At 63.3% G+C, this 22719-nt stretch carries 16 protein-coding genes; 9 read left to right on the top strand and 7 right to left on the bottom strand.

Features of this window, described 5'->3' with window-relative positions; genetic code table 11:
- Positions 1-132: 132 nt before the first annotated feature.
- The 5 genes from ACFQGD_RS31835 to ACFQGD_RS31815 form a co-directional block, all read right to left on the bottom strand.
- The gene (locus tag ACFQGD_RS31835; RefSeq protein WP_345391805.1) at positions 133-915 is read right to left on the bottom strand and encodes a hypothetical protein; all 783 of its coding nucleotides are present in this window, start codon (positions 913-915) and stop codon (positions 133-135) included.
- Between the two features lie 448 nt (positions 916-1363).
- The gene (locus ACFQGD_RS31830; protein WP_345392436.1) at positions 1364-1759 is read right to left on the bottom strand and encodes a UDP-N-acetylglucosamine 2-epimerase; all 396 of its coding nucleotides are present in this window, start codon (positions 1757-1759) and stop codon (positions 1364-1366) included.
- Positions 1743-2351 carry a UDP-N-acetylglucosamine 2-epimerase gene (locus tag ACFQGD_RS31825; protein WP_345391802.1) on the bottom strand — a complete coding sequence of 203 codons (609 nt, stop codon included), beginning with the start codon at positions 2349-2351 and terminating at the stop codon, positions 1743-1745. The genes ACFQGD_RS31830 and ACFQGD_RS31825 overlap by 17 nt, the downstream gene beginning before the upstream one ends.
- Before the next feature lie 101 nt (positions 2352-2452).
- On the bottom strand, positions 2453-3130 hold the full coding sequence (locus ACFQGD_RS31820) for an NUDIX hydrolase (RefSeq protein ID WP_390221129.1): 678 nt from the start codon (positions 3128-3130) through the stop codon (positions 2453-2455).
- Complete coding sequence (locus tag ACFQGD_RS31815; protein WP_345391797.1) at positions 3127-3537, bottom strand: hypothetical protein; 411 nt, start codon at positions 3535-3537, stop codon at positions 3127-3129. Before ACFQGD_RS31815 ends, ACFQGD_RS31820 begins: the two co-directional genes overlap by 4 nt.
- Before the next feature lie 365 nt (positions 3538-3902).
- On the opposite strand from ACFQGD_RS31815, the gene ACFQGD_RS31810 reads away from it, so the two are divergent.
- From ACFQGD_RS31810 to ACFQGD_RS31790, 5 genes are all read left to right on the top strand, one after another.
- Entirely contained in the window at positions 3903-5024 is a 1122-nt protein-coding gene (locus ACFQGD_RS31810; RefSeq protein WP_345391794.1) for a hypothetical protein, read from the top strand.
- A gap of 8 nt (positions 5025-5032) precedes the next feature.
- Complete coding sequence (locus ACFQGD_RS31805; protein ID WP_345391791.1) at positions 5033-5431, top strand: hypothetical protein; 399 nt, start codon at positions 5033-5035, stop codon at positions 5429-5431.
- The gene (locus ACFQGD_RS31800) at positions 5428-5901 is read left to right on the top strand and encodes a hypothetical protein (RefSeq protein ID WP_390221128.1); all 474 of its coding nucleotides are present in this window, start codon (positions 5428-5430) and stop codon (positions 5899-5901) included. The genes ACFQGD_RS31805 and ACFQGD_RS31800 overlap by 4 nt, the downstream gene beginning before the upstream one ends.
- A gap of 140 nt (positions 5902-6041) precedes the next feature.
- The gene (locus ACFQGD_RS31795) at positions 6042-6506 is read left to right on the top strand and encodes a helix-turn-helix domain-containing protein (RefSeq protein ID WP_345391785.1); all 465 of its coding nucleotides are present in this window, start codon (positions 6042-6044) and stop codon (positions 6504-6506) included.
- Positions 6507-6509: 3 nt separating this feature from the next.
- Positions 6510-7061, top strand: coding sequence for a PIN domain-containing protein (locus tag ACFQGD_RS31790; protein ID WP_345391782.1), 552 nt, complete (start codon positions 6510-6512; stop codon positions 7059-7061).
- A gap of 29 nt (positions 7062-7090) precedes the next feature.
- Here the strand turns inward: ACFQGD_RS31790 and pglW are convergent, their stop codons facing one another.
- Positions 7091-11452, bottom strand: a complete 4362-nt coding sequence (gene pglW / locus ACFQGD_RS31785; RefSeq protein WP_345391779.1) for a BREX system serine/threonine kinase PglW — start codon at positions 11450-11452, stop codon at positions 7091-7093.
- Positions 11453-11711: 259 nt separating this feature from the next.
- Between pglW and ACFQGD_RS31780 the strand changes: the two genes are divergently transcribed.
- Both ACFQGD_RS31780 and ACFQGD_RS31775 read left to right on the top strand, forming a co-directional pair.
- The gene (locus ACFQGD_RS31780) at positions 11712-14990 is read left to right on the top strand and encodes a hypothetical protein (RefSeq protein WP_345391776.1); all 3279 of its coding nucleotides are present in this window, start codon (positions 11712-11714) and stop codon (positions 14988-14990) included.
- On the top strand, positions 14987-19639 hold the full coding sequence (locus ACFQGD_RS31775; protein WP_345391773.1) for a DEAD/DEAH box helicase: 4653 nt from the start codon (positions 14987-14989) through the stop codon (positions 19637-19639). The genes ACFQGD_RS31780 and ACFQGD_RS31775 overlap by 4 nt, the downstream gene beginning before the upstream one ends.
- 182 nt (positions 19640-19821) lie before the next feature.
- Here the strand turns inward: ACFQGD_RS31775 and ACFQGD_RS31770 are convergent, their stop codons facing one another.
- Positions 19822-20559, bottom strand: a complete 738-nt coding sequence (locus ACFQGD_RS31770) for a hypothetical protein (protein WP_345391770.1) — start codon at positions 20557-20559, stop codon at positions 19822-19824.
- A 164-nt stretch (positions 20560-20723) separates the two neighbouring features.
- Between ACFQGD_RS31770 and ACFQGD_RS31765 the strand changes: the two genes are divergently transcribed.
- Together ACFQGD_RS31765 and ACFQGD_RS31760 are read left to right on the top strand one after the other, a co-directional pair.
- Positions 20724-21980, top strand: coding sequence for a sensor histidine kinase (locus ACFQGD_RS31765; RefSeq protein WP_345391767.1), 1257 nt, complete (start codon positions 20724-20726; stop codon positions 21978-21980).
- A gap of 9 nt (positions 21981-21989) precedes the next feature.
- Complete coding sequence (locus tag ACFQGD_RS31760) at positions 21990-22685, top strand: response regulator transcription factor (protein WP_345391764.1); 696 nt, start codon at positions 21990-21992, stop codon at positions 22683-22685.
- The last annotated feature ends 34 nt before the right edge of the window (positions 22686-22719 follow it).

Here is a 22719-nt window from a genome sequence, read left to right as displayed (position 1 = left end):
TACGCAACGTACCGATTTGTTACTTCCACTGCTCGTACGGTGGCGGAGGCCGCTTGAGGGAGCGACTTGTGTCGGCTGCCAGGATGCGGTCCCTCATGGGAAACTGAGACCCATACGTAGGACATACAAGGGTCAAGAAGGCGATATCGTCTGCCAACCCGCGTCACGCTCCCACAGGGCAATGGGGGAATTTCCAGAGACCGCGATCCAGGCACCCGTGTAGTCAGACGGGACGGAAGGGGGAGTCGTCGGCAAAAACTCCGACCTGAGTGCCTGTTCAACCGCGTGTCTCACAGGTTCTGAGGGGTTACCCACCCAGATAAATAGGTGGCGGTGGTCGAGACTGGATGACCGCAGCTTTATAGCGTTGTCGTTTCGATCTGGATCGTTGACGACATCTGAAACGATGGTGGACAGAATTTCGCCGGTAGCGTTCGATGTCCCGACTGTCGTGTTGGCGTACAGGATCCAACCTGGGCCTGCTACGGCGTATACTTCAAGTAATGCCAAGTTGCGAAGTTGCCTCACGTAAACCTCTTTATCGTGTCCTTCGCTCCCAGGTGGTTGCTGTGCATTCTCGCGCAAGTTGTAGATTCCTGCTTGTTCAAGATTGCGAAGCAGAGTGATGATGGATTCTGCATTTTGCTTGATGTTAATCGTCTCGGTGAATCTAACTATCCAGGTGTAAGAAAGTGTGTCGATTGGCCCAGTTAGGTATTTCTTGAAATGGTCTTGTAGTCGCAAGAAGTCAGCTGAAGTTAATTGAGTGATCTCAATTGCAATTCGCCGTCCGTCCGTGGCATCGACGATGAGATCTACCTCGCTATGCCCTGAATTTTCGTCTCGTTGGATTACGGCACCGTCCAGGGCTCTCGTGACTATCTGCTCGGCTAATTCTTCTTCGGGATTGGTCATATTGCCTCCATAGAACGGGCCGCCGTCCTCGCACGACCTGGGAGCCCACGTGCCGCGGCGACGCGGGCGCGGCATGCGGGCACCGGGCGAGCGATGGTTCGAGTTCGCCAGTGACCTCATCGAGTGGAGTTCGTGGAGAGGAATCTCGGAGTCGCTCAGCGTCAGTGCGAGGACCTCCTCGTCGGTGATGAGGCCGCAGTCGAATATCCCTGCCTTCGGGTATCCGATCGGGTGATGAAGGGAGCTTCACCGGTGTCGACTGCGCCGCCGGGGATGTCCCAATGTGGTTTGCACGACTGGTTCAACCAGCGAGACACACGTGTCCGCCTCCCGCAGCAGCACTCCAACCGACGTCCGCTTACGTTGGCAGCGACCGGACGGACTCGTCAAGAATGGCAGTAGGTCCACAGTGCGAGGCTATCGGTCGCTATCTCTTATTTCGGCTGACTCAGGCGCTGGTCGGGCGTGAGTCGTGATCACGGCGTCCGGCTACGCGATCCCAGATCGCGCGAACGATCTGGGCCGACGTGGTGCCGTCTCCGTACGGCGACGGAGTATGTCGGAGACGGTCATGGACCGCTTCGAGGTCAGACAACCAGCCGCTGATGATGCGGGCGATATCGCCAGCAGAGAGCGCCCTGGCGCCGTGATCGGCCTCAACCTCTGGACGCTCGTTGCTGCGGCGGATAACGACCACAGGGCGCGCGAGGACCGTGGCTTCCTCCTGGATTCCTCCGGAGTCGGTGATGACGGCGGCGGCGTGTTGGATCAGCCCAAGGGTGTCCGGGTAGTCGAGCGGTTCAGTGAGACGAAGCTGGTTGGCGAGTTCAGTAAAGGCCGTGATCTTGGATTTGTTTCCGCGTCCTGGGGTGAAGTGGTAGTACGACCGGCACGGGCAGGTTGGTGAACTGGACGAGGAGTTGTTCCATTACCGCAGGATTATCAGCATTCTCTGGGCGGTGCACAGTTGCCAGGATGTAGCGCTGGGTGGTGACGCCGAGCTGTTCGAGGATCTCGTCTTGTCGACGCGGGGCGGGTAGCGCCTGTCTTGCGGCTTCGACGATGGTGTTGCCGGTGATGACAATACGTTCCGTGGGGATGCGTTCGGCCCGGAGGTTGTCGGCGGCCGTCGTGGTCGGTGCGCAGCACAGGTCTGCGAGGTGGTCGATGAGCACGCGGTTGTGTTCCTCGGGCATGGCGCGGTCGAAGCTGCGCAGGCCTGCTTCGACATGGACGAGTGGGATTACCGCCGCGTTCGCGGCGAGCGCTCCGGCCAGAGCTGAGGTGGTGTCGCCATGGACGATAACCATTTCAGGTGGGTGCTCGCGGAGCACGGTAGCGATCTCTCTGGTGAGGTGTCCCAGTTGCTGGCCCCGGGTGGTATCGCGCGGAAGCGGACCCAACTGTATCCGTGTCGCCGGGAGATCCCCAGTCATCCCCGTGCTGTAGTGCTAGCCGGTGTGGATCACGTGGGCGTGTTCGCCGAGGAGTTCGGCGATCGGCGTGAGTTTGGTGACCTTGGGACGGGTGCCTGCGATCAGGGCGATAGCCATCGATGTCTCCGGTCACCAGTAGAGGTGTCGTCGTTCACCCGCGCTGTATCGACGCGCGGCAACGAAGATGCGCAGGTATAGCTGGTCGATCGTGAGGAAGTTCGGGACGAGGTCGGCACGCGTGAGTTCTCCTCGTGGTAGGTCAGTCCGGTGCCGGTCCGGGTGGCGTATCGCGCCGGGACGGAGTCGCCGGCCCCCTCAGCGAGCGCGATGGCGTCGTCGATGTCGAGGTCGACGAGCCCGGAGACTTCGGCATCGGCCAAGGGGATAGCGTCGAGGTCGATCCCGAGCGGCAACAGGTGCCAGTGCTGGAACTCCCGCTCGATGTAGTCCGGGGCGAGCGTGACGGCTGTTTGGCGCAGGCCAATGGGGTGGAGGTCGGCATACTCGATGTCGAGCCCGAGTTCCTCGTGTACCTCACGGATGCCGTCGGGGATGGTCTCGCCAGCGTGATAGTGCCCGCCGACGGTGATGTCGGCATAGTCGGGCCGGTCGAATGAGTACCGGCCTGGCGCCTTCTTTTGCAGCATGATACGTCGTGTGATCGGGTTGAGTGCCAAAGCCGAGAACGTGCGGTGCCAGAGCCCTTGGCGGTGGGCCTCCTTCTTGTCCTCAGTGCCGAGGTGTTCGTAGCGATCATTGAAGATGTCGATCGGTTTCACAGATCCTCCGAATGCCTGGTCAGGTCGACGTGGGACATTTCCCAGAACGTGCGCAGCGCGTCGAAGTAGCGGGCTGGATCGCCGACCATGACCCAGCGACCGATGATCCGGTGGGCGTTCACGAAGCCGTTGGATGCGAGCTCACCCACGGCAACACCGAGATCGACTTCGCCTCCGGCCTTGTCGGTCGGTTTGAGCGTATCGAGGATGGATGGTCGCAGGATGAGTCGGGAGACGACGGCCAGCGGCTCGGAGACGGTGGCGGGATCGGGCCGCTGCAGGATTCCTGTTGCGCGGTGCGGGGCAGCGGGATTGGTGTCGATGATGCCGAAAGAGCGAGTCTCGTCGCGGCCGACACATTGCCCTGCCACGACAGCGTCGACGCCATTGCCCAGGCGGTGCCGCATGGTGGCGAGATTCGTTCCGATGGCGCGTTCGCCGGCTGCCGTTCGAGAGCGTCGTCAGCAACGAAGACCAATGCCGACCGGAAGAGTCGTTGCCAGATCGCAGAAACGCGCCGGGAAACAGCATGGCAAGACGCCCAGTCCGGACGGGCACTTCGCGAGTACGGCTTCACTGCAGCGATGTCTCAAGCGGATTGAGCATCCCGGTGTCAGCCTGCATCTCGACCTGAATGCCAGTGGAGTCTGTGCTTCGTCAGCACTACGAGCACGCCACCGCCGAAGAGTGAACCTGCCAGATCACGTTACGTGCAAGGTGATCGTTGAGTAGTCTGCGACGCGCACAGACTCCGTTGATCAGGGGGCGTTCCATGGGGTTCTCCGTCGAGCCGGACGCGGTCGCCGGGTTGAGTAAGCAGTTCGACCGGCTGGCCGAGCATGCGACGCAGGGCAGGTCCTACGTCGCAAACCACACGGACCTCGATCTGACCGGCGAGGGCCTGATCAATCTGATCGCCGGCGGCCACCAGCAGGTGCAGGACCAGGTCGAACAGTTCCTCAAGTCTCTGGCTGACCCGACGGCAACCAGTACCGCCGGGGCTTTGGATGCGGCGGCGAAGTACTACCGGGCCACCGACGACGCGAACGCGCGTGAACTCGACGCGACGTACCCGTGCGTCGATGTCGGCGCGGCGAAAGTCGGCACCGAGCGTGTTGAAGCGAACGTCGGTGCGTTCCAGGAGGTCGCTGATCCGACGGCCCGGTACCAGCCGCCGCAGGACTACAACGAGGAGATGCCTTACGAGCCGCATTGGTCGGACCTGGCCAGTCCGACGTCGCTAGTGCGCGACGCCATCTGGAATGTCACCGGCGCTGCGGCGTCGCTGGGGATCTGCGACCGCGCCTACGACCCGTTCGAGGTCTTTCTCAAACCGGTGGTCGGTGACTGGGCGGGTATGCGCGGCTGCGCGGACGTCTTCCGTAATGTCAGCGCTGCCGTCACCGAGATGGCCGACAACACCCGCTGGTACGCGCAGAGCCTGCCCGGGGCGTGGACCGGCAACGCCGCCGACAGCTGTCAGGTGCACTTATTCGTGCTGGCCAAGTCGCTGGAGTCGGCACGGCAGCCACTTGAGGACATCGCTAAGGAGTATGAGGGAGCCGCCGTCGGGGCTCAGAAACTCAGCAGCTCGATCGGAGTGCTGCTCAGCGACATCGCCGACGCTGCGCTGGCCGCTGCCGCGAGTGCCGCGGTCAGCGGGGCCGCAGGGGCGACTGGCGTCGGCCTACCGATCGCGTTGGTCATCGGCGCGTTCACGCTGACCAGGATCTATAAGGTCGTTCGCGGTGTGATGCAGCTCCTCGACCTCATCGCCCGCATCCGTGCCACCGTGGATGCGTTTAGGGGCGCGGCGGGAGACTTCGGCAAGGTGGACGCCACCACGCCACTGCCGAAGCTGCCGGCGAACTCGATGACCCTTCCCAGCGTGTAGGAGTAGCCATGGCCGATAACCAGAATCTCGGGCAGCCCTCCGTCGAAGAGATCCTCGACAAGATCGACCAGTCCCCTATCGGGGAGATGTTGCGCGACGAGCAGGCCATGGAGCGCATGATCTTTGACCTGATGACCCGAAGTGAGGACTCGGTGGTCCGTGAGATGGGCACCGAACTGCGCGAAGGAAACATCACCATGCGCGGCCTCGCAGACATCCCCGCGTACCGGTCAGCGATGGAGGCGGGGCTCGAGCGTGTCGGTGAACTCGACCTCGCGAGCATGTCCGAGCAACTCGACGAGTTGATCGCCGAGCAGCAGGAGTCCGCGCCGGACGAGGACGCAGGGGAGAGCGACGAGGAGCCAGACGAGTTGTGGCAGGGCTTCGGGCGGCTGGACGATCGATGACCCAACGCGGATGGATGGCGGTGCGGTGGGCGATGCGCCTGGTCGGGGCCGTACTGATCGCGTTCGTCATCCTGACCGGGGTGTATGGGCAGTTCGCTGCGCCGACGATGGGCGAGGGCGGTGTGGCGATGACGCAGGGCGACACAGCTGATAGGTACCTCGTCGCGGATACGTTTGCCACGGATTGTGTGTTCACCGGCAAGGACGGCGGTGAGGTCCGCCTCGGCACGCAGCCACTCGGTCGGTCGTTTCTGAAGGGCACGACATTCTCGCCGCCCGGGGTTGCGGGCACACTGACCTGCGACCGCGAACTCCGGGTGATGTCGGGCGGTGCGGCGAAGCTCGCTCAGGTCGCCGAGCATGAGTTCCTGGTCGCCTTCCTGGAGTTCTGCTCATCGCGATTGCGCAGGTGGTGGGGCCGCGCCGAGAACGCAAGACCCGGCGAAGTTGATGCCGCTCAGCCCAGTTGACCCTGGTCGTTCGCCTACTTCTCGAATCCTCCTGGCCCGAACGGCAAGGCGAACGACTGAGGACACAGCCTAACGGTTGCGGATGTTGCGAATATTTCGGATACTGCGATAGTAAAGACTGCTGTGCTGAGGAGAGAGCCATGGCCATGACTTCATTCAGTGCTGACCAGGTCACGCCTGCTCAAGCCGATAGCAGCATCGCTCATGCAGCCTTGCCGCACATCAAGGCCTATCTAGCGAAGCACCAGTCAGACGAGATCCTGCGCCTCGTCGTTGACGACCAGTGTGACGAAGTCTTGGAAGTCCCTCGGGGCGCAGTTGAGCTCCTCGCCCGAATACTTGCCCATATGGCGGCAGGCGAGGGAGTGTCGATCTTGCCATCGCATGCCGAGCTGACGACTCAACAGGCCGCCGATCTGCTGAATGTCTCAAGGCCGTTTTTGATCGGCTTGCTTGAGGCTGGCGAGATCGAGTACCGCACGGTTGGGAAGCATCGGCGGGTGAAGGCCGAGTCGCTACGCAGGTACATCCGTGAGGATGACCTTCGTCGACGGCAGGCAGCGGACGAACTGTCGGCTCTCAACCAAGAGATGGGGTTGACCTGAGCAGTGGCCTTCGTCGTTGTCTACGACGCGAGCGTTCTCTATCCCAACACCCTGCGCGACCTGCTGATCAGGATCGCGCAGGGTGGTCTTGTTCAGGCGAAGTGGACCGATGAAATCCTCGACGAGGTGTTCAGGAACGTCGAGGCTAATCGTCCGGACCTTGACCCCAACAAGCTCGCGCGTACTCGGATGCTGATCACTCGATCGGTCCGTGACTGTCTCGTGACTGGATACGAGCCACTGGTCAAGTCCTTGGAGCTGCCGGATCCGGATGATCGGCACGTGCTGGCGGCGGCCATCAAGGCCCATGCTCAGGTCATTGTGACCAGCAACCTCCGGGACTTCCCGAGGGACGCCCTCGAACCATGGAGCGTCGAAGCCAAAGATCCGGACGCGTTTGTGCTTGACCAGATAGACCTGAGGAAGAGTCTGGTCTATGGGGCCGTGCAACAGATCGCAGACTCGAGATGTAACCCACCGGAGACGGTGCAGGACGTGCTTGTCCAGCTTGAACGAGCTGGTTTGGTGGAGTCTGTCGCGGCGTTGTGGGGCTGACTACCGTCAGCTTCATCGGTGTGTACGAACTACGCCGCCCCGGTCTCGCGTAGCGAAGCTACGAACTCCTGGCGGAGTACCACACGTTCGTGTTCGCCGAGCACCTCGACGATCCGCCCTGCTAGCTGGGGCGCGTCGCGGGGCGCTTCCGCCGGACACAGCAGCCATACGCCGTGTGGCTGGTCGCTCGCCCTGCGCGCCGCGTTCTGCAGTTCGGTGAGGAACTGGCGCCCGCCGGAGTCGAAGTATCTGCCGAGAAGCCCTGCGTCGTGCAGGAGCAGTACCGAGCCTTCTTCGATCAGGTGAGCGCTGAGCCGCTCCTGAACCCGCTTCCAGGTCGCCTCGACGTACGACGCCAATCCTTTCGGTGCCGCTCCGGACATGCTCATGCGGGCGTCCGCTGCGAGCACCTTGCTCCACGCTTGGTTCTTCTCGCTGGCCAGCGTCCGGAACTCGTCGACGAAGACACGGTTCAGGTCCACGGCGACGACGTTGTAGTGGCTGGTGAGCGCTTCAACTGTGCCAGGCAGGTGCTTCGCCCTTATCGTGAGCGCGAGAAAGCCGCCACGAGCCGCTGCGTCCGCGAGCTGTGTCGACGCCGCCTTGAGCGGGTCACGGCCAAACGAGTGTGTGCCGTCGACAGACGACAGGTAGCTCGACGAAGTCGAAGCGCTCGTGCGGCGCCACACCTGCTCCGGTGGTTTGAAGACACCGCTACCCGGTTCGTACGTCAACCGACTCCCGGCAGCGGCCAGGGCTTCCTCGACCTCGACGTAGGTCGGCTCACCGAGTCGCACCTCCGGGAACCGCGCGCGCACCTTGGCGAGCAGCGTCTTCAACGTGATGCCCTTGCTGGGAACGCCGGCGCCCGCCTGCGAGATTCGGAGCGCCCGGGACAGCTCGAGGTTTCGCGGATACAGTTCAAGCCGCCGGGAAGCGGCAGCGTGGTGAGACAACCCAGCCGCCAGCGCGACGAGTCGAGTATCCGCTAGCGGCCGCATCCCCTCGGGCGCGACGACTGCTCGCAGTTCGCGCAGCACAGCGCTGCTGCCGGGGAGCGGGTCAGCCTCCGCCAGCTTGTCGGCGACCCTGCCGAGTGCTGTGGCGTAGTCGGCCAGCTCCTGCGGGCTGGGTTCCTCCGAACCTGCCAACGACTCCGACGCGAGAACCACTACGGAACCGCGACGAGCAACGGCGATCCGCGGCTCGCTTTCCTCACTGGTCTCGCCGGCGTACTCGGCGGCAAGCTCCGCCTCGACCGCGGCCCGAACTACGGCGAGGGCGTCGCGCTGGGTGCGTGTTTGATCTTCGTTGGTGGTGCCGTGCTGTGCCCGCAGTTCCGCTGCGATCTCACTCGCCGTGCCGACCCGGCCAAGGTCCTCCAGGATCTTGGCTACCTCACGCCTGATCGGCACCAGCCACTCGGTTGTGCGCCACGACTTGGCCGCCTCGACAAAGTGCCGAGACACGCTGGGCTGGCTCACACCGAGATGCGCGGCTATGGCACTTTGAGTGGGCCATGTGTCGAGTGGTGATGGTCTGCCCTCCGCATCTGGCAGGCCGAGAGCAAGCCGTTCGACGTCAGGTCGTTTTGAGCCCTTCCTGGCTTCCTGAGGTTGCAGGCGCGCAGCGAGGTCATTGATCGAGAGTTTCGCGGGAACGAGTGGCGCGGGCGTTTCCGCCGGCTCCGGCTCGCGAGCGGCCCCAGCGTCCTTGAGCAGCCGGGTGTCCCATTGCTTGTGCCTGCGGTTGAGCTCCTTTCTGGTCAGCTGACCAGCTCCCCGTGCACGAGAGATCTGGTAGCGCGGCACATCGAGCAGATCGCGCACCGTCGTGGCGCCGTAGGAGTTCGCCACGGACACCGCGCGAGGGGACAGACCGGCAGCATCCAGTGGCGTATCGAGTGTTGCTGCCTCCGCTGCGGCGTCGCGGACTTGTTCGATGTCTGTGTCGGCCGACTTGGTTGTCTCGACGGTGGCAGGCGTTGTTGCTGGCGCTGCGGCGTCTGCTTGCTTGAAGACGGCCCGCCAGGCGTCCTCCATCTGCCGGAGGGTCTCGAAGCGTCGTTCGGCGTCGCGGTGTAGCGCGCTCTGGAAGAAGGAGGTGAGCCCGTCCCGCAGTGCAGGCTCGAAGAGGTCGGCTTCGATGCGAGGCAGCTCGTCGTCGGACATGTCCGGCGCAGTGAGGTCATCGCCCCACTTCACGCGCTCGCCGGAGGCCATCTCGTAGAGCGTCACTGCGGCCGCATAGCGCTCCGCATGTGCGTCGAAGGCTGGTCGGCGCGGTGTTCCGATGAACGGGTCGAGGTAGCCGCGGGTGCCGGCCTTGATGTCGGTATCAGCGGCGTTCGTTAGCGAGAAGTCGAACAGCTTGAGCTGTGTTGTGCGGTCCTTGCGTTCGAAGATGCCCAGGTTGTCTGGCTTGATGTCGCGGTGCTGTACGCCGTTGGCGTCGAGCTGGTCCAGCGCGCGAAAGAGGTCCGAGCCGTAGCGTTCGAGGTGGTGGTAGGACAGCTTGCCCTCGTCGCGGAGGCGTTTGCCCAGCGTTGTGCGTCCTGCGAACTCGAGCTCAAGTACCGTGCGCCCGCCGATCTCGCGTGACCCGCCTTTGAGCTGCACAATCGAGCCACCGCCGACCAGATGCAGCGCTCTGGCCTCGTCATAGAGCCGCTCGGCCTTCTCTTCGTCGAGCGCGATCTTGAAGACGCGCTCTTCGATGACGGGTTCCCCGTCGAACTCATCGGTCAGTCGCTCGACGAGGAGCGCCCGCGCTGTCGCTCCGGTACCGAGGATCTGTGCGACCTCCCAGCCGTCCTCCAGCTCCTGCTTAGTCGTGGCCGTCAGGGGGTCGATACCCGTTGCGGATGGGGCGGGGGCTGCTTCCTGCTCCGCGGCATCCAGCAGTTCGAGAAAGGCGTCAGCGGACTCGAGACGGTGGGCGACGTCAGGGCAGGTCGTGTACTGAATCAGGTCGTTGATCTCGCCCGGGATGGAATCGTCGACAGCTGACGCCAGTAACCCCTGCTCCTCGGTCAGTCGTTGCTTCAGCTCAGCGCGGCTGGCTGCCGGCGGCGTTCCGGTCAGGATGAGGTAGGACACCGCTCCCAGACTGAAAACATCGAGGTCGACCGGGTCAGGGTAGGGCTGATCCACCTCCGGAGCGAGGTAGCGCTGGGCGATGTCTTCGATGAACGCGCCATCCAGCGAGGAGTCGCCGATCGAGCCAAGTGATGTGGTTTCGAAGTCTCTCGCGGCAGTTTGCCAGTCGGTGAGGTGCAGAACGGGTTTCCCGCCGTCGGAGCGGCTTGAGACGTAGATCGAGCGCGGCGAAAGCGCCCGGTGGTAGAGCGAGCGATTATGCGCATAGCGCAACGCCTCAGCGAGCTGGCGAACCATATCGAGGCGGGTTTCCAGCGACAGGGTTGCCCCGAAGGTAGCTAGGTAGGTGTCCAACCTTCGGTCACTTGCCGAATGGCGGAACAGGATCGCTGGATGCCCCAGGTGCTCCCGGAACTGGACTGCTTGAACGATCCCGCGGTGGTTGATGCCCTGCAGGACCTGGTACTCGCGGAGGGCAGCGCGCTTGATCCGTTGTGCTTCGGAGGCCGCGGCGCCTTCCTTCACCAGGTACGTCCGCAGCCGCCCCTCCTCGCGGATCAGACCGTCGTCACGCTTCGCGAGCCGGTCCTCCCAGACGTTTCCTGCGTCGAGCGGCCGGGGCTCCAGTTTCCAGTCATCGCCGAACCGAAGATGCGCCGTGGATGCCTTGATGCCGATCGTCTTAAGCAGGTCAGGCAATACCTTCGAAGCGAAGTTCGCGGTGATGCGGTGCGACTCCCGGTGTGGTGGCCGGGCGAGCAGGTCATCCCACACCTCGGGCAACCCACTCTTCCTGCTGCGCGCGTACACGTTGGGCTGCTGGAACTCATCGAGCTCGCTCTTCAACCCGGGGTCGGTCAGGAAGATCGCCGGTTGGATCCATGGGATGCGGATCTTGAGGCCGCGTTTGTGTGCGGCCCTGGTGAGCTGCCCCTTGAGCTCCTTGGCCTTGAGGTCAGTGAGTTCCAAGGGATTCTCGAGCGTGCGAACCTTCCCGTCCGATGGGTCTCGGACGTACCAGGTTGACCCGTTGTTGGTGACCCTGCCGGGGTGCGCCTTGAGCTCGAGCAGATAGAGGCCGCTGGGTACCGCGATCAGCAGGTCGCACTCGTTGACCCGGCCGGACGCGGCGGTGAACGTGAATGTCGCCCATGCGCGGTACGGCTCAGCATCCGGCATCCGGCGCTTGATGAAATCGAGCCCTGCCTGCTCCCAGTCGTAGTCAGACTTCGAGCGCTGGATCCACCGAGAGTGTGAAGCCTGCCCCTTGCCTGGCTTCGAGCTGGCTGACACAGCGCTGCCTCCTCACTGCTGGCTGTAGGGAAGATCCTATCGAGGCTGCCTACCGTTACGGCTTCGCCGAGTACGCGAGCACGTGGACAAGCGATAACGATGCGGACTCAACCAATAACACCCCCTCTTGCGGTGCCGACGTAGACCGCTGAAGGGTGAGTGAGGGTAAGTCAAGTGCTTGCCTGGGTGTCGGTTTAGGCGGTGACGTTCGAGTATGTCAGGCGAGCTTGCGGAGTCCAGCCGACACAAAGTCTCCCTCGTGGAGTTCCTTGAAATGGCGGAAACCAGACTAGAGCGAACACTGCGCGGAGTCTCCCTGGTCGCAGAGGTCGACGTGCCCGAGGGGTTAATCGATAAGCTCGCCGCGTCGCTTGGACAGGAATACAAGTGTCGACGAACCGAGGGCGCCAGCGTCGAGGTGATGTTCAAGCGCCGGCCTGCATGCGTAGCCGTAGCGATGGCGGGAGTGGCCGCTCAGCGTTACCAGAAGGGAACTTACTGGCCGGCGTTGTGGAAGGCAGTGCGGTACGGCGGTTACCAGGAGGATCAGCGCGTTTGGGGCGATGGTTTCCGGGTAGCGCTCGTCAAACTCGGTCTGCCGGTGTTCGCCGACAACCCACTGCCCTACGTTGGCCCGATCGTGATGCACGCCGGCATACCGACCTACTGTCTCGAGGACTTCTTCAGGCTGCTACTGCAGCGTCAGTCTCAGGATCCGAGATTGGATGCGGAGACGTTTCTTGCCTGGGCTACTGGGTCTGGCCGGGAATCGCGCTTGTACAGCCTGGACGTACCAGCTCGGCGCTTTCTGCAGTATGGATCAGATTTCGCGCTTGACATTGTCGAGCGAAGCTTGGAGTTGTTGGACCGGCTGCGCGAGTCGGGCGAAAGTCTAGACGGTCTTGGGTTGCCGAGTCGTTTCGTTCAACGGGCCCAAGAGCTGGCCGAGCAGGGGTTGTTCGACACCTCCCCTCCGGTTGACGTGAGCCGAAGGAAGCAGCGCCAGGAAAGGCCACGTCTCGAGCTTGATCCGTATGGCCGTGGTGTCGCTGTCTGGCTGCCGCCCATAGGCGACGCTCCCGACGGCACCGCACGTTGGCACGTCACGGAGGACGGGGTCCCGCACACCGTTAAGAGCCAAACCATGTGGGTCGATGCCGCTGAGGGAGTTCCCGCGACGACGCATGCCCTTTCCAGGCCGGTGCGATCGGTACAGGTCCGCCTTGCCGGTTGGGACCACGATGCTGAGCTACGCGTCGTGGATAAGACGGACCCACTGCTCCTATTCGGAGACGATGGTCGGCTCATATCAGCCACGTTGCCCTTGCCGCCGAGTTCGGTGTGGGCGCTGTATCCAGCAGGCCGCGATCTTGACGCGCATGGCACCTTACGTGTGATCGGCGACGGCATCCTTCCAGTGGGCTGGAGCGACTGGCGCCTGCAGCACCTCGACCTTGCTGACGTTACCTCGCTGGGCCTGGCAGACGGAACGCGTCAACGGGTAGTGCGTGGCTATACCCGGCCGCGACTCGAACAGGGCGCTCCGGTGCCCGGGGTCACCACCCCGTACGGCTCACCCGTGTTCGCCGAACTGCCTGTGCTGTGGCTGCCAGGTGAGCCCGATGCGCAGACAACCTGGCAGGTCGAGATCCGGTCCCGGGTGACAGGCGAGGCCATCGTCCGCCGATCGATCGAGACGAGCGCGCCTCAGCTGGTTGACGACCTCTGGCGTGGTGTCCAGCGGCCTTTGCTCGGCGCCTTCGATGTGAGCATCCGTGGGCCCCTGGCGCGAGGCATTCGGCGTTCGCTGTTTATTGCCGAAGGGCTGTCAGTGCGCTACCTATCGGACGTGCGCCTGTTTACGCGTAGCGGCCTTACGCCGGCACAGGCAGAGTTGTCAGCACCGACCGGCGCACACGTAGCTCCTGCTCGGATGCGGTTTGCTGAGCAGGGGCGCGAGCAACTCGTGGCCTTCGATGTCCCTGCGCTCAGCGAGCCGCTGGTTGTATCTCCGCCTCATGTCCAGGTGTTCCACGAGCACAGCGATGAGTCCTCCGCTTGGAGTACCGGTGCACTTCGGCTGACTGTGGAGTCGTTCTTGACCCCGGGGTCGCTCATCGTCCATGTACCAGGCGTCTTGAAGTTGCCGCCTGTTCAGGTCCGCGGCCGACCTGGCGTCCTTCAGGAGCTTGAGCCGACAGGCCGGGTCCGTGATGGCATGGCTCGCTACGACCTGAAGCGAATCGCCGATACGGTCGCCGAGCATCGACGGGTGGACCTCGTGCTGCCCGTTGGCGCAAAACCTTGCGTGCTCGCCAACGTTGAGCCAGAGAAGCTGGCCTCGGCAGTTGAGCATTGTGGCGACCGGCTGCGCCTTGTGGATGCAGCTGAGGTCGAAGGTGTGATTGCTGGGATCTATGTTCTCGCGGCTCCGTGGCGTGCGCCTGTGCGGCTGCCTGTGATGAACGGGAACGTGGAGCTTCCCTCCGAGCTACGCGCGTGCGGTCCGCTCCGCGTTGTGCTGCGGGTGGGGGATCCATGGGTACCGGTTGAGCTTCCGCGTTGGCCTGAGGCGGGAAGCTCGTACTTCTGTGATGCGACGGGATGGTTCGACACTGGTGACATCGAAGAGGCTGAGCTATCGCGCTTCCTCGTAGGCCAGGGGGCGTTTCCGGCCACGGTTTGGGACATGACCCGTCTGTGGGTGATGGTTGATCTCGCTGCTGAGCTGTCCATGCTAGTTCCGGAGAGCCGTATAGCAGAGCATTGTGGTCACTTGCTGAGGGCACACACCGCCCGGGCGTTGCAGGCTCTCGTCGATGCCGAACTGCAGCCCGAGCGATCTCTTCGCGCGCTCATCGCTACTGGCATGGCCGCGAGTAGGCCGGACCGTCCTATCGGAAACACCAGGCTTCGCCGGATGTGGGCTTCGAACCCCGCGGTTGCCGCAATGATGGACGCAGACGATGACGACTGGTGGGACTGTGCGGAGATGGAGTGCGGGCAGACAGCCGTCACCGTCCTTCTGGGGGATGAGGACCAAGACGCAGCCGTTGGTGGCTTCGGCCGGGAGGTGGACGCTCTCGCCGCCATGACGGTTGAACAGGTGGACTACGTTTGGCAAGCCGCGATGGTTGTGCCGCAGGACCTGCTTGATCCGGACAGCCGAGTGGTCGCCGCCCGCCAACTGTTCGACCAACGGCTGACGGCCGATGCCAGAGCGGCAGGCAACGCGGCGCGGCATTCGTTGAGCGCAGCAGACGAACTGATCGCGCGAAGCTACCACCCAGAGCTCGCGAAGCACGTGGCCGCTCGGCGTCACGGCGATCGCGGCGGCTGGCGCTTGCTTCCCGCTGTCTCATCAGCAATCGCAATGGTTGCACGGCTCGCGGCGCGTGGCGATGAGGCTGCTGCCCAATGTGAGGCGCGTCTGCGCGCTGAATGGCTTCACCTTGCCGCCATCGCTCCAAAGCTGGTCACGATCGACTTGGTGCTTGCGGAGTTGCTCATCAAGGGAAGAGAAATGGAGCTGGCATGAGCTATACGCTCGATCCCCTCGGAACGAGCCGTCTGGTGAGCGACACCTACCGTCGCTATCTGCGCTCCTTGCTTCCAGTGTGCGATCCGGATATCGCTGCAGCCCTGGCTGGGGAGATCACCTCGAGTCCGATGCTGACCAACGGCCCGTTCTTGGAGGCCACACCGCCGTTCGCCGCGGGCGCTTCCCTCCGGAAACTGATTGACGAAGGCGTCATCGACGGCGGCCTGTCAGCTCTATCCGGACAGACGCTCCCGCTCGATCGGCCGCTCTATCAGCATCAGGAACTGGCCATACGCAAGGCTGCAGCGGGGCGGAACCTCGTCGTCGCTACTGGTACGGGGTCCGGCAAGACGGAGAGTTTCCTCTTGCCAATCTTGTCGTCACTCGTTGCCGAACGAGCTAAGGGAACCCTCGGACCAGGCGTGCGTGCGCTGTTGCTGTATCCCATGAATGCGTTGGCGAACGATCAACTCAAGCGGTTGCGGCAACTGTTGGCGGGGATGCCTGAAATTACCTTTGGTCGCTACACCGGCGACACTCGTGAACGAGCGCAGGACGCTGCGGAGGTGTTCGAGGAACTCAACCCTGGCGAGCCCAGACGTCCCAATGAACTGCTCAGCAGGGAGGAGATGCGGGTAAGCCCGCCGCACCTTCTGCTCACCAACTACGCCATGTTGGAGTACCTGCTGTTGCGACCTGCCGATCTGGACCTCTTTGAGGGAGAGTACGCAGGTAAATGGCGCTTCATCGCGCTCGATGAGGCGCACGTCTATGACGGCGCTAAGGCTGAGGAGCTGGCCATGCTCCTGCGGCGATTGCGCGATCGGGTAGCGCCGGAGCAAAGGCTGCAGTGTTTCGCTACAAGCGCGACGGTCGGCAGTGACCCGATGGCAGTGGTGAACTTCGCCCAACGACTGTTCGATGCACCGTTCGATTGGGCAGACGGGGATCCGAACCGACAAGACGTGGTGACGGCCAGTCGAGTCACGACGCCAGAGGGCCCGTACTGGGGGCCCCTTGTCGGTGATGCTTATCAGCGACTCGCACAGCAGGAAGATCCACGGTCGGCGGTGCTGGAGATGGCCGGATCTCACGGGTTCACCACCAATGACCCGGCATACGCCCTCGCGCACGAAGCGACGATGGCTAAGCTTCGCGGTGAGCTTGCGACCGGTCCCCAGCTTTTCGACGACCTAGCCACGAAACTGTTCGGGAACGATGAGTGCGCTGCTGAATCGCTCGCAGCGTTGGTGACCGTTGGCAGCCAGCTCGCCGACCGGGCTGGCTCTCCATTGCTTTCGGCGCGGTATCACCAGTTCGCTCGCGCCACCGAAGGAGCGTTTTGTTGTCTCACCGACGCCGGGCCTCATGTTTCGTTGAGCAGACACGAAGAATGCACGGAGTGCGCTGGCTCGATGTTCGAGCTCGGTGCCTGCAAACGATGCGGAGCCGTTCATCTGATCGGCGCCATCCGTCGCGTCGAGGACGGCCTGCGTTTTGTCGCCCGGATCAAGCACAACGAGCGGCGGGTGTGGTTGCTGGTGGGGGAGCAACTCGGCGAAGCAGACGAGGACGATGTGGCCCTCGAAAAGGTCAGCGAACTTGAGGCGGACGAGGCCTACCTGTGTGCCACCTGTGGGCTACTGTATGGCTCATCAGTCACGGCCTGCACACGAGACGGATGCACTGGCTCCGTACGACACGTGCGCAAGCTTAAGACGTCCCAGGGCTCGCCGTCAGGGTGCCTTGCCTGCGGGGCTCGTGGGCCCGCGATGATTCGGCAGTTCGAGAGCGGTGGCGATGCGGCGGTGTCCGTGTTGTCAACGGCGCTCTACCAGTCGCTACCCCCCGCGACCGATGATGCGATCGCCGATCGGCCTGGCGAAGGCCGAAAACTACTGATGTTTAGCGACAGCCGGCAGTCAGCTGCGTTCTTCGCGCCTTACCTCGAGGACAGCTACTCGGCGATTCAACGGAGACGGCTGGTCCTGCAGGGCTTCGAACGCGCGACGCGTGACGAAGAGGAGGTGGGCATCGACGATCTGATCTTCCACGTCGCGAGGGTCGCTGGCGACTCCCATGTCTTCGAGCGACGCACATCCAAGCAGCAGCGCGAACGCAAGACTGCGCTCTGGGTGATGCAGGAGCTCGTGGCGGTGGACGAACGTCAGTCATTGGAGGGCCTTGGCCTGCTGCGCGTCAGGCTCGATCGAGCGAAATCCTGGCAGGTTCCGTCACCACTGTTATCGCTTGGCCTGAAAGAAGAGGAGTGTTGGAGCCTGCTGGCTGAGCTTGTCCGCACAGTGCGGCAGCAAGGTGTGCTGACCATGCCAGAAGACGTCGACCCCCGCGACGAGGCGTTCGATCCTCGTCGCGGTCCGATCTTCTTGCGGAAGGACGGGTCAGAACCCGGCAAGAAGGTGTTGAGCTGGCTTCCTACGCGGGGTGCGAACCGCAGGCTCGACTACCTGCAGCGGGTGCTCGATCGACTGGGTGTGAGCTCGGATGCTCGTGAGCTGTTGGACGGCACCTGGAAGTTCATTACCAGCGCCCAGGACGGGTGGCTGAAGACGGACACCGTCAGGAACCTCGGTGCGGTCCGCCAAGTGGATCACACCTGGCTACAACTGTCGCTAGCCGATCAGGCGAAGCCACTCTATCGGTGCAGCTTGTGCCGGAAGATCAGTTCGATCTCAGTCAAGGGCATCTGTACCACGATCGGCTGCGAAGGGGTGCTTGAAGAGTACGTATCCACTGATTCTGACGACCATTACCGGACGCTCTACCGTACGCTGAAGCCCATTCCGCTGGTCGCCCGTGAGCACACCGCGCAATGGACGAGCATGGAGGCAGCGAGCATTCAGCAGCGGTTCCTGCAGGGCGACGTTAACGCGCTTTCGTGCTCGACGACGTTCGAGCTCGGTGTTGACGTCGGTGAGTTGCAGTCGGTTGTTCTGCGCAACATGCCGCCCACTACCGCTAACTATGTGCAACGTGCTGGTCGTGCCGGGCGACGCACAGACTCTGCCGCGTTGGTTGTGACCTACGCCCAACGACGTTCGCACGATCTCTCGCATTACCAGAGCCCCCGCACTATGATCTCTGGCGAGGTACGTGCCCCATATGTGCCACTCGGGAACGAACGCATCGATCGTCGGCATGCTCATTCGATTGCGCTGGCAGCTTTCTTCCGAACCGCTAAACGCGACCTCGGTGAGCAGTGGAGGACTGCAGGCGAGTTCTTCCTCGCGCCGAATGGCGGGACCGTACCGTGTTCGCGCGTGCGGCAGTTCCTCACGCCCGTCCCACCGGATGTCCTTACCTCGCTTCGGCGCGTGCTTCCCGCCGACGTGCAGGATGAAATCGGCGTCGACAGCGGCAAGTGGGTTGCACACCTCGCAGACTTGATCGAAGAGGTCCGACAGCAGCTTGATCAGGATGTTGCTGCGTTCGAAGAACGGCGTCGCGCCGCGTTCGAGGACCGTAAGGACCACCTGGTCCAACGCTACGCACGCACTATCAACACCCTGACGAAGCGCCACCTGCTTGGGTTCCTAGCCAACCGCAACATCCTGCCGAAGTACGGGTTCCCCGTCGATACGGTGGAGCTTCGCACAACGTACTCGTCCGAGGCAGTCGGCTCGAAGCTGGAGCTCGCGCGCGACCTGTCGAGCGCGATCTACGAGTACGCGCCTGGTGCAGAGGTTGTCGCCGGGGGCTATCTCTGGAAGTCGGGTGGTGTCTATCGGCTCCCCGACCGTGAGCTGGAGGGCAAGTATTACATGGTGTGCGAGCACTGCCAGCACTACTACGAGGACGATGAGCCATTGGATGGCATATGCCCTGCCTGCTCCCATCCAAGTCGAGCTGCGTCAAGGCAATACTGCGTCCCAGAGTTCGGATTCGTCGCAGAGCCGGAGGCGCGTCGGAGTACGGTGCCGCCGAAGCGCAGTTGGAACGGCACTACGCATGTCGTCTCGACCGCTGTCGATCCAGTTCTCCGAGAGTGGCAGGCATCGGGTGGTGGTGTCGTCACGAGTCGTGCTGGGGAGCGGGGGCAGCTCATCGCCATTTCCGAAGGACCGAACGGATCAGGTTATTTGATCTGTGATTGGTGCGGCTGGGGATGCGCCATAGAAGGCCGCCAGATCAAGTCCCATCCGCACCTGCTCAAGAACTCCGAGTGCCGCGGGCCGCTGCAGGCACGATCTCTTGCGCACAAGTACGAGACCGATGTCGTGGAGCTGAGCTTTGATGGCATCGATCCGTTGGTGAATTCCGTTCCCGAGCGATGGTTGTCCGGGCTGTTCGCTCTGCTGGAGGGTGCGTCGTCCGGGCTGGAAATCTCTCGGGACGACATCGGTGGCGCGCTCTATCACAGTGCTGCCAGTCGCACAGGATTGGTGATCTTCGATACCGTGCCGGGCGGAGCAGGTGGGGCGATGCAGGTAGCGGAATCGCTGGACGTTGTCACGCGTGTGGCGCTGGACCGCGTCACTGGTTGCGACTGCGGGGAAGAGACCTCCTGCTACGGCTGCCTGCGCAATTTCGGCAACCAGCGCTTCCACGACGAGTTGAGCCGTCGCGCCGCCATAGAATTTCTCGAGCCACTTGCGGCGCGCGCGGGTCTCAGGCAGAGGTCATAGGGATCGATCTGTCTGGTCGACCCGACCAGGTCCCGATGCAGGCACGTGCGGCGGCTCAACGGCTCGTAGCACACGCCACGTTGCGATGTGCTGCTAGGCGAGGATGTCCCACCGGAGCTGACGCACACTGACCCAGCCGTCGTTCCCACCGACTCGCGCCGGTGGGAACGGCAGCCAGGACGTCAGACCTTCCCGACGAACACGGCTTCCTGGCCAAGGATGGGGTTGAAGACGAGCTGCAGCTCGCCGGGCTTAGGTCCAACGGCGTACGCGACGTCGTAACGGTACGTCTTGCCTGGCAGCACGGTCGTCGACTCCATGCCGCCATCTCCGCACTCGCCGTCGGAGTCGAAGATCGTCTCCGCCTTGCCACCGTTGAAGGTCGCGTCACCGCTCGGGGTGAGGTCGACGATGTTGACCGGCTCGTCACTGTTATTGACAACGGTGACGGTGAACTTCATGGCGCGTTCGATGTTCTGCGGGCTGGCGAAATCGCTTGGTGTGCATGGGGTTGGCTTGGAAACCTTGACGGCGACGCCGGACTCCCAGGTGAACTGTTCGCCCCACGTCGCCTGTCCGGAGTCGCCGGATTCACCCGATGCCGACCCCGGCTCGTTGAGTGCGTTCTCCAACTCCTTCACCGTGTCGCCCTGCACCGCGACGGTGATCGCGATTCCGGCCACGCAGAGTCCAATCCCAATCAGCGCGAGGATCCGCTTCGTGCCGAACAGCGCGATGACGCCGAGGATGAGCCCGAGGGCCGCGACGATCGCCGTGAGGTTGTTCAGGAAGATGATCGGCGAGCCAAGGATCCCGACAATGCCGAGGATGAGTGACGTCCAGGCGAGCGCGCCGAACTTGGCGGGCTTCGGCGCCTTCTGCGCCGGAGGGGGCGAGCCGAATTGCTGTGGCTGAGTCATTGTGTTCCTTCCCTCTTGTGATGGCCCCATGCAACTGGAGCTGAGGGGGTCGTCGCGTCGTCCGCACGCATAGACCCAGCTACGACGAAAGTCGTCGTTTTGGACGGTCAGATCAGCTGTTCCGCCGATGCGGAGTTGTCAGAGCCTGGCCGTACTCTTGGCGCATGACCCAGCCCGCAGGCAGCTCGCGCCCGCATGTGATGCGTCGTGTCGGCGCTGTTTGCGTCACGGTGCTTGTGGTGTCGCTGAGCATTTTCAGCTCGCTGATGGTGCTGGTCGCGGAGGGTTTCGTACCGGGTAGTGAGGACATCGAGCCTGGCTGGCGAGGTGGTCTCGGAGCGCTGTTGGCTATCGGTGCCGCCGTCGGTCTTGTCTGGCGGCACCGGCATCCGGAGTTCGTGACGGCCGCCGCCGTCCTACCTCCCCTGGTCTTCATCACAGACTCCCTCGCGGCGTTGATCGCCCTGGCGGCGCTCGCCGCCGCCCGCCGTGACTACGTGCTCTGGATTGGTACGGCGGCGGTATACGTCGCCACGGCGATCGCCGTTGGCTATGACGCTCGCCGGCATGTCGACTACTCCATGGTTCAAATCTTCGCGGGAGCACAAACCGAGGCGGAACGGGTCGACGCACCGTTGTTCGCGATCTTGCTCATCGCGGCGGTCATGACAGCGATCCCGCTGGCCGTCGGGGTGCTGCGCGGCACTCGGCGGGATTTGACCCGCAGCACGCACGCGGAGCGTGAACTGTCCGGCGAGATGGCGCGTCGGGAAGAGCGGACCCGCATCGCCAGAGAGATGCACGACGTACTTGGCCACCGGCTCTCGTTGCTCTCACTGCAAGCTGGCGCGCTGGAAGTCAGCGATGACCATGAGCGCGCCGCGGAAGTCGCTCGCGGTGTACGTGGCACGGCGAAGGAAGCGCTCAACGACCTGCGAGAGGTCGTCGGTGTGCTGCGTGACGGCCGAACGTTCTCGGGTGGCTCGACACCCAGTGGATCAGACACCTCGCCACGAACGTTGGCCGATCTTCCCGAGCTTCTTGACAACTCACGCCGTGCGGGGCTCGCGATGAACGTCACCGTGCTGCTCGACGACGTGTCGATCGCGCCCGCGCCACTCGGGTCGGCCGCGTACCGGATCGTTCAGGAGGCGCTGACGAACGTACTGCGGCACGCCCCGGACACGACCGCCGACGTGACGATTCGGGGCAGCCCTGGTGTTGGTCTCAGCATCGAGGTGTCCAACCCCCTCCGCGGGGACTCGGAAACGGTGGCGGGCGCGGGGACGGGGCTCCACGGTGTCGCCGAGCGGGTGGCACAACTCGGCGGCACTGTCAGCTCCGGGCCGACGGATGCTGACACGTTCGTCCTCGCTGCCTGGCTGCCATGGTCAAGGGATCGTGACGGTGGTGAGCCTTAGCATGGGCGCGTGACAAACCGCGAACATGGTGGCAATTCGGATACGCAACCCTTGCGTGTCTTGCTTGTTGACGACGACCCGTTCGTCCTCAGCATGCTGTCCATGATCTTGGAGAGCCAGGACGACCTCGTCGTGGTCGCTCACGTTCAGGACGGTGACCAGGCTGTGACGGCGGTGACCAGCCATGCGCCGGATGTCGTCGTGATGGATATCAAGATGGCCAGGATGGACGGCCTCGCCGCCACCGCGGCCGTGCGCGCGCTGCCACGTGCGCCGAAGGTTCTCGTGTTGACCAGCTTCGACCTCGATGAGTACGTCTTCGACGCGCTGGCCGCCGGTGCCAGCGGCTTCCTGCTCAAGGAGTCCGATCCGAGTGACATCATCAACGGTGTGCGAGTGGTCGCCGCTGGCAACGCCATGCTGTCGCCGAGTACGACCAAATCGCTGATCCAGCACTACGTCACCGCACGCGCCAACCCTCGCCGCCGTGCGGCCGTGAGCAAGCTTGATGCGCTCACCGACCGCGAACGTGAAGTCGTCGTCGCGGTCGCGCAAGGCAAGTCGAACGCCGCTATCGCGGCCGAACTCTTCATGAGCGAGGCCACGGTGAAGACCCACATCACCCGGACGTTCGCCAAGCTCGACGTCGGTAGCCGGGTGCAGCTGACGATCTTCGCCTACGAAGCCGGGCTTGTCGGAGCCTGACGCTTGGACCGCCTGCGTGTGCGGGAGCTGGTGA

This window comes from Haloechinothrix salitolerans, from assembly GCF_042662605.1.
GTDB classification, from domain to species: Bacteria; Actinomycetota; Actinomycetes; order Mycobacteriales; family Pseudonocardiaceae; genus Haloechinothrix_A; species Haloechinothrix_A salitolerans.
Note: the sequence above shows the minus strand (reverse complement) of the source record. Positions and strands in the feature narration are given on the sequence as shown.

Excerpts from the sequence above, each read along its gene's own strand:
- ACFQGD_RS31805 (WP_345391791.1), top strand. The coding sequence starts at position 5,033 with ATGGCCGATAACCAGAATCTCGGGCAGCCCTCCGTCGAAGAGATCCTC.
- ACFQGD_RS31825 (WP_345391802.1), bottom strand. The coding sequence starts at position 2,351 with ATGACTGGGGATCTCCCGGCGACACGGATACAGTTGGGTCCGCTTCCG.
- ACFQGD_RS31775 (WP_345391773.1), top strand. The coding sequence starts at position 14,987 with ATGAGCTATACGCTCGATCCCCTCGGAACGAGCCGTCTGGTGAGCGAC.
- ACFQGD_RS31795 (WP_345391785.1), top strand. The coding sequence starts at position 6,042 with ATGGCCATGACTTCATTCAGTGCTGACCAGGTCACGCCTGCTCAAGCC.
- ACFQGD_RS31810 (WP_345391794.1), top strand. The coding sequence starts at position 3,903 with ATGGGGTTCTCCGTCGAGCCGGACGCGGTCGCCGGGTTGAGTAAGCAG.
- ACFQGD_RS31800 (WP_390221128.1), top strand. The coding sequence starts at position 5,428 with ATGACCCAACGCGGATGGATGGCGGTGCGGTGGGCGATGCGCCTGGTC.
- ACFQGD_RS31770 (WP_345391770.1), bottom strand. The coding sequence starts at position 20,559 with ATGACTCAGCCACAGCAATTCGGCTCGCCCCCTCCGGCGCAGAAGGCG.
- ACFQGD_RS31835 (WP_345391805.1), bottom strand. The coding sequence starts at position 915 with ATGACCAATCCCGAAGAAGAATTAGCCGAGCAGATAGTCACGAGAGCC.
- ACFQGD_RS31765 (WP_345391767.1), top strand. The coding sequence starts at position 20,724 with ATGACCCAGCCCGCAGGCAGCTCGCGCCCGCATGTGATGCGTCGTGTC.
- ACFQGD_RS31815 (WP_345391797.1), bottom strand. The coding sequence starts at position 3,537 with ATGCGGCACCGCCTGGGCAATGGCGTCGACGCTGTCGTGGCAGGGCAA.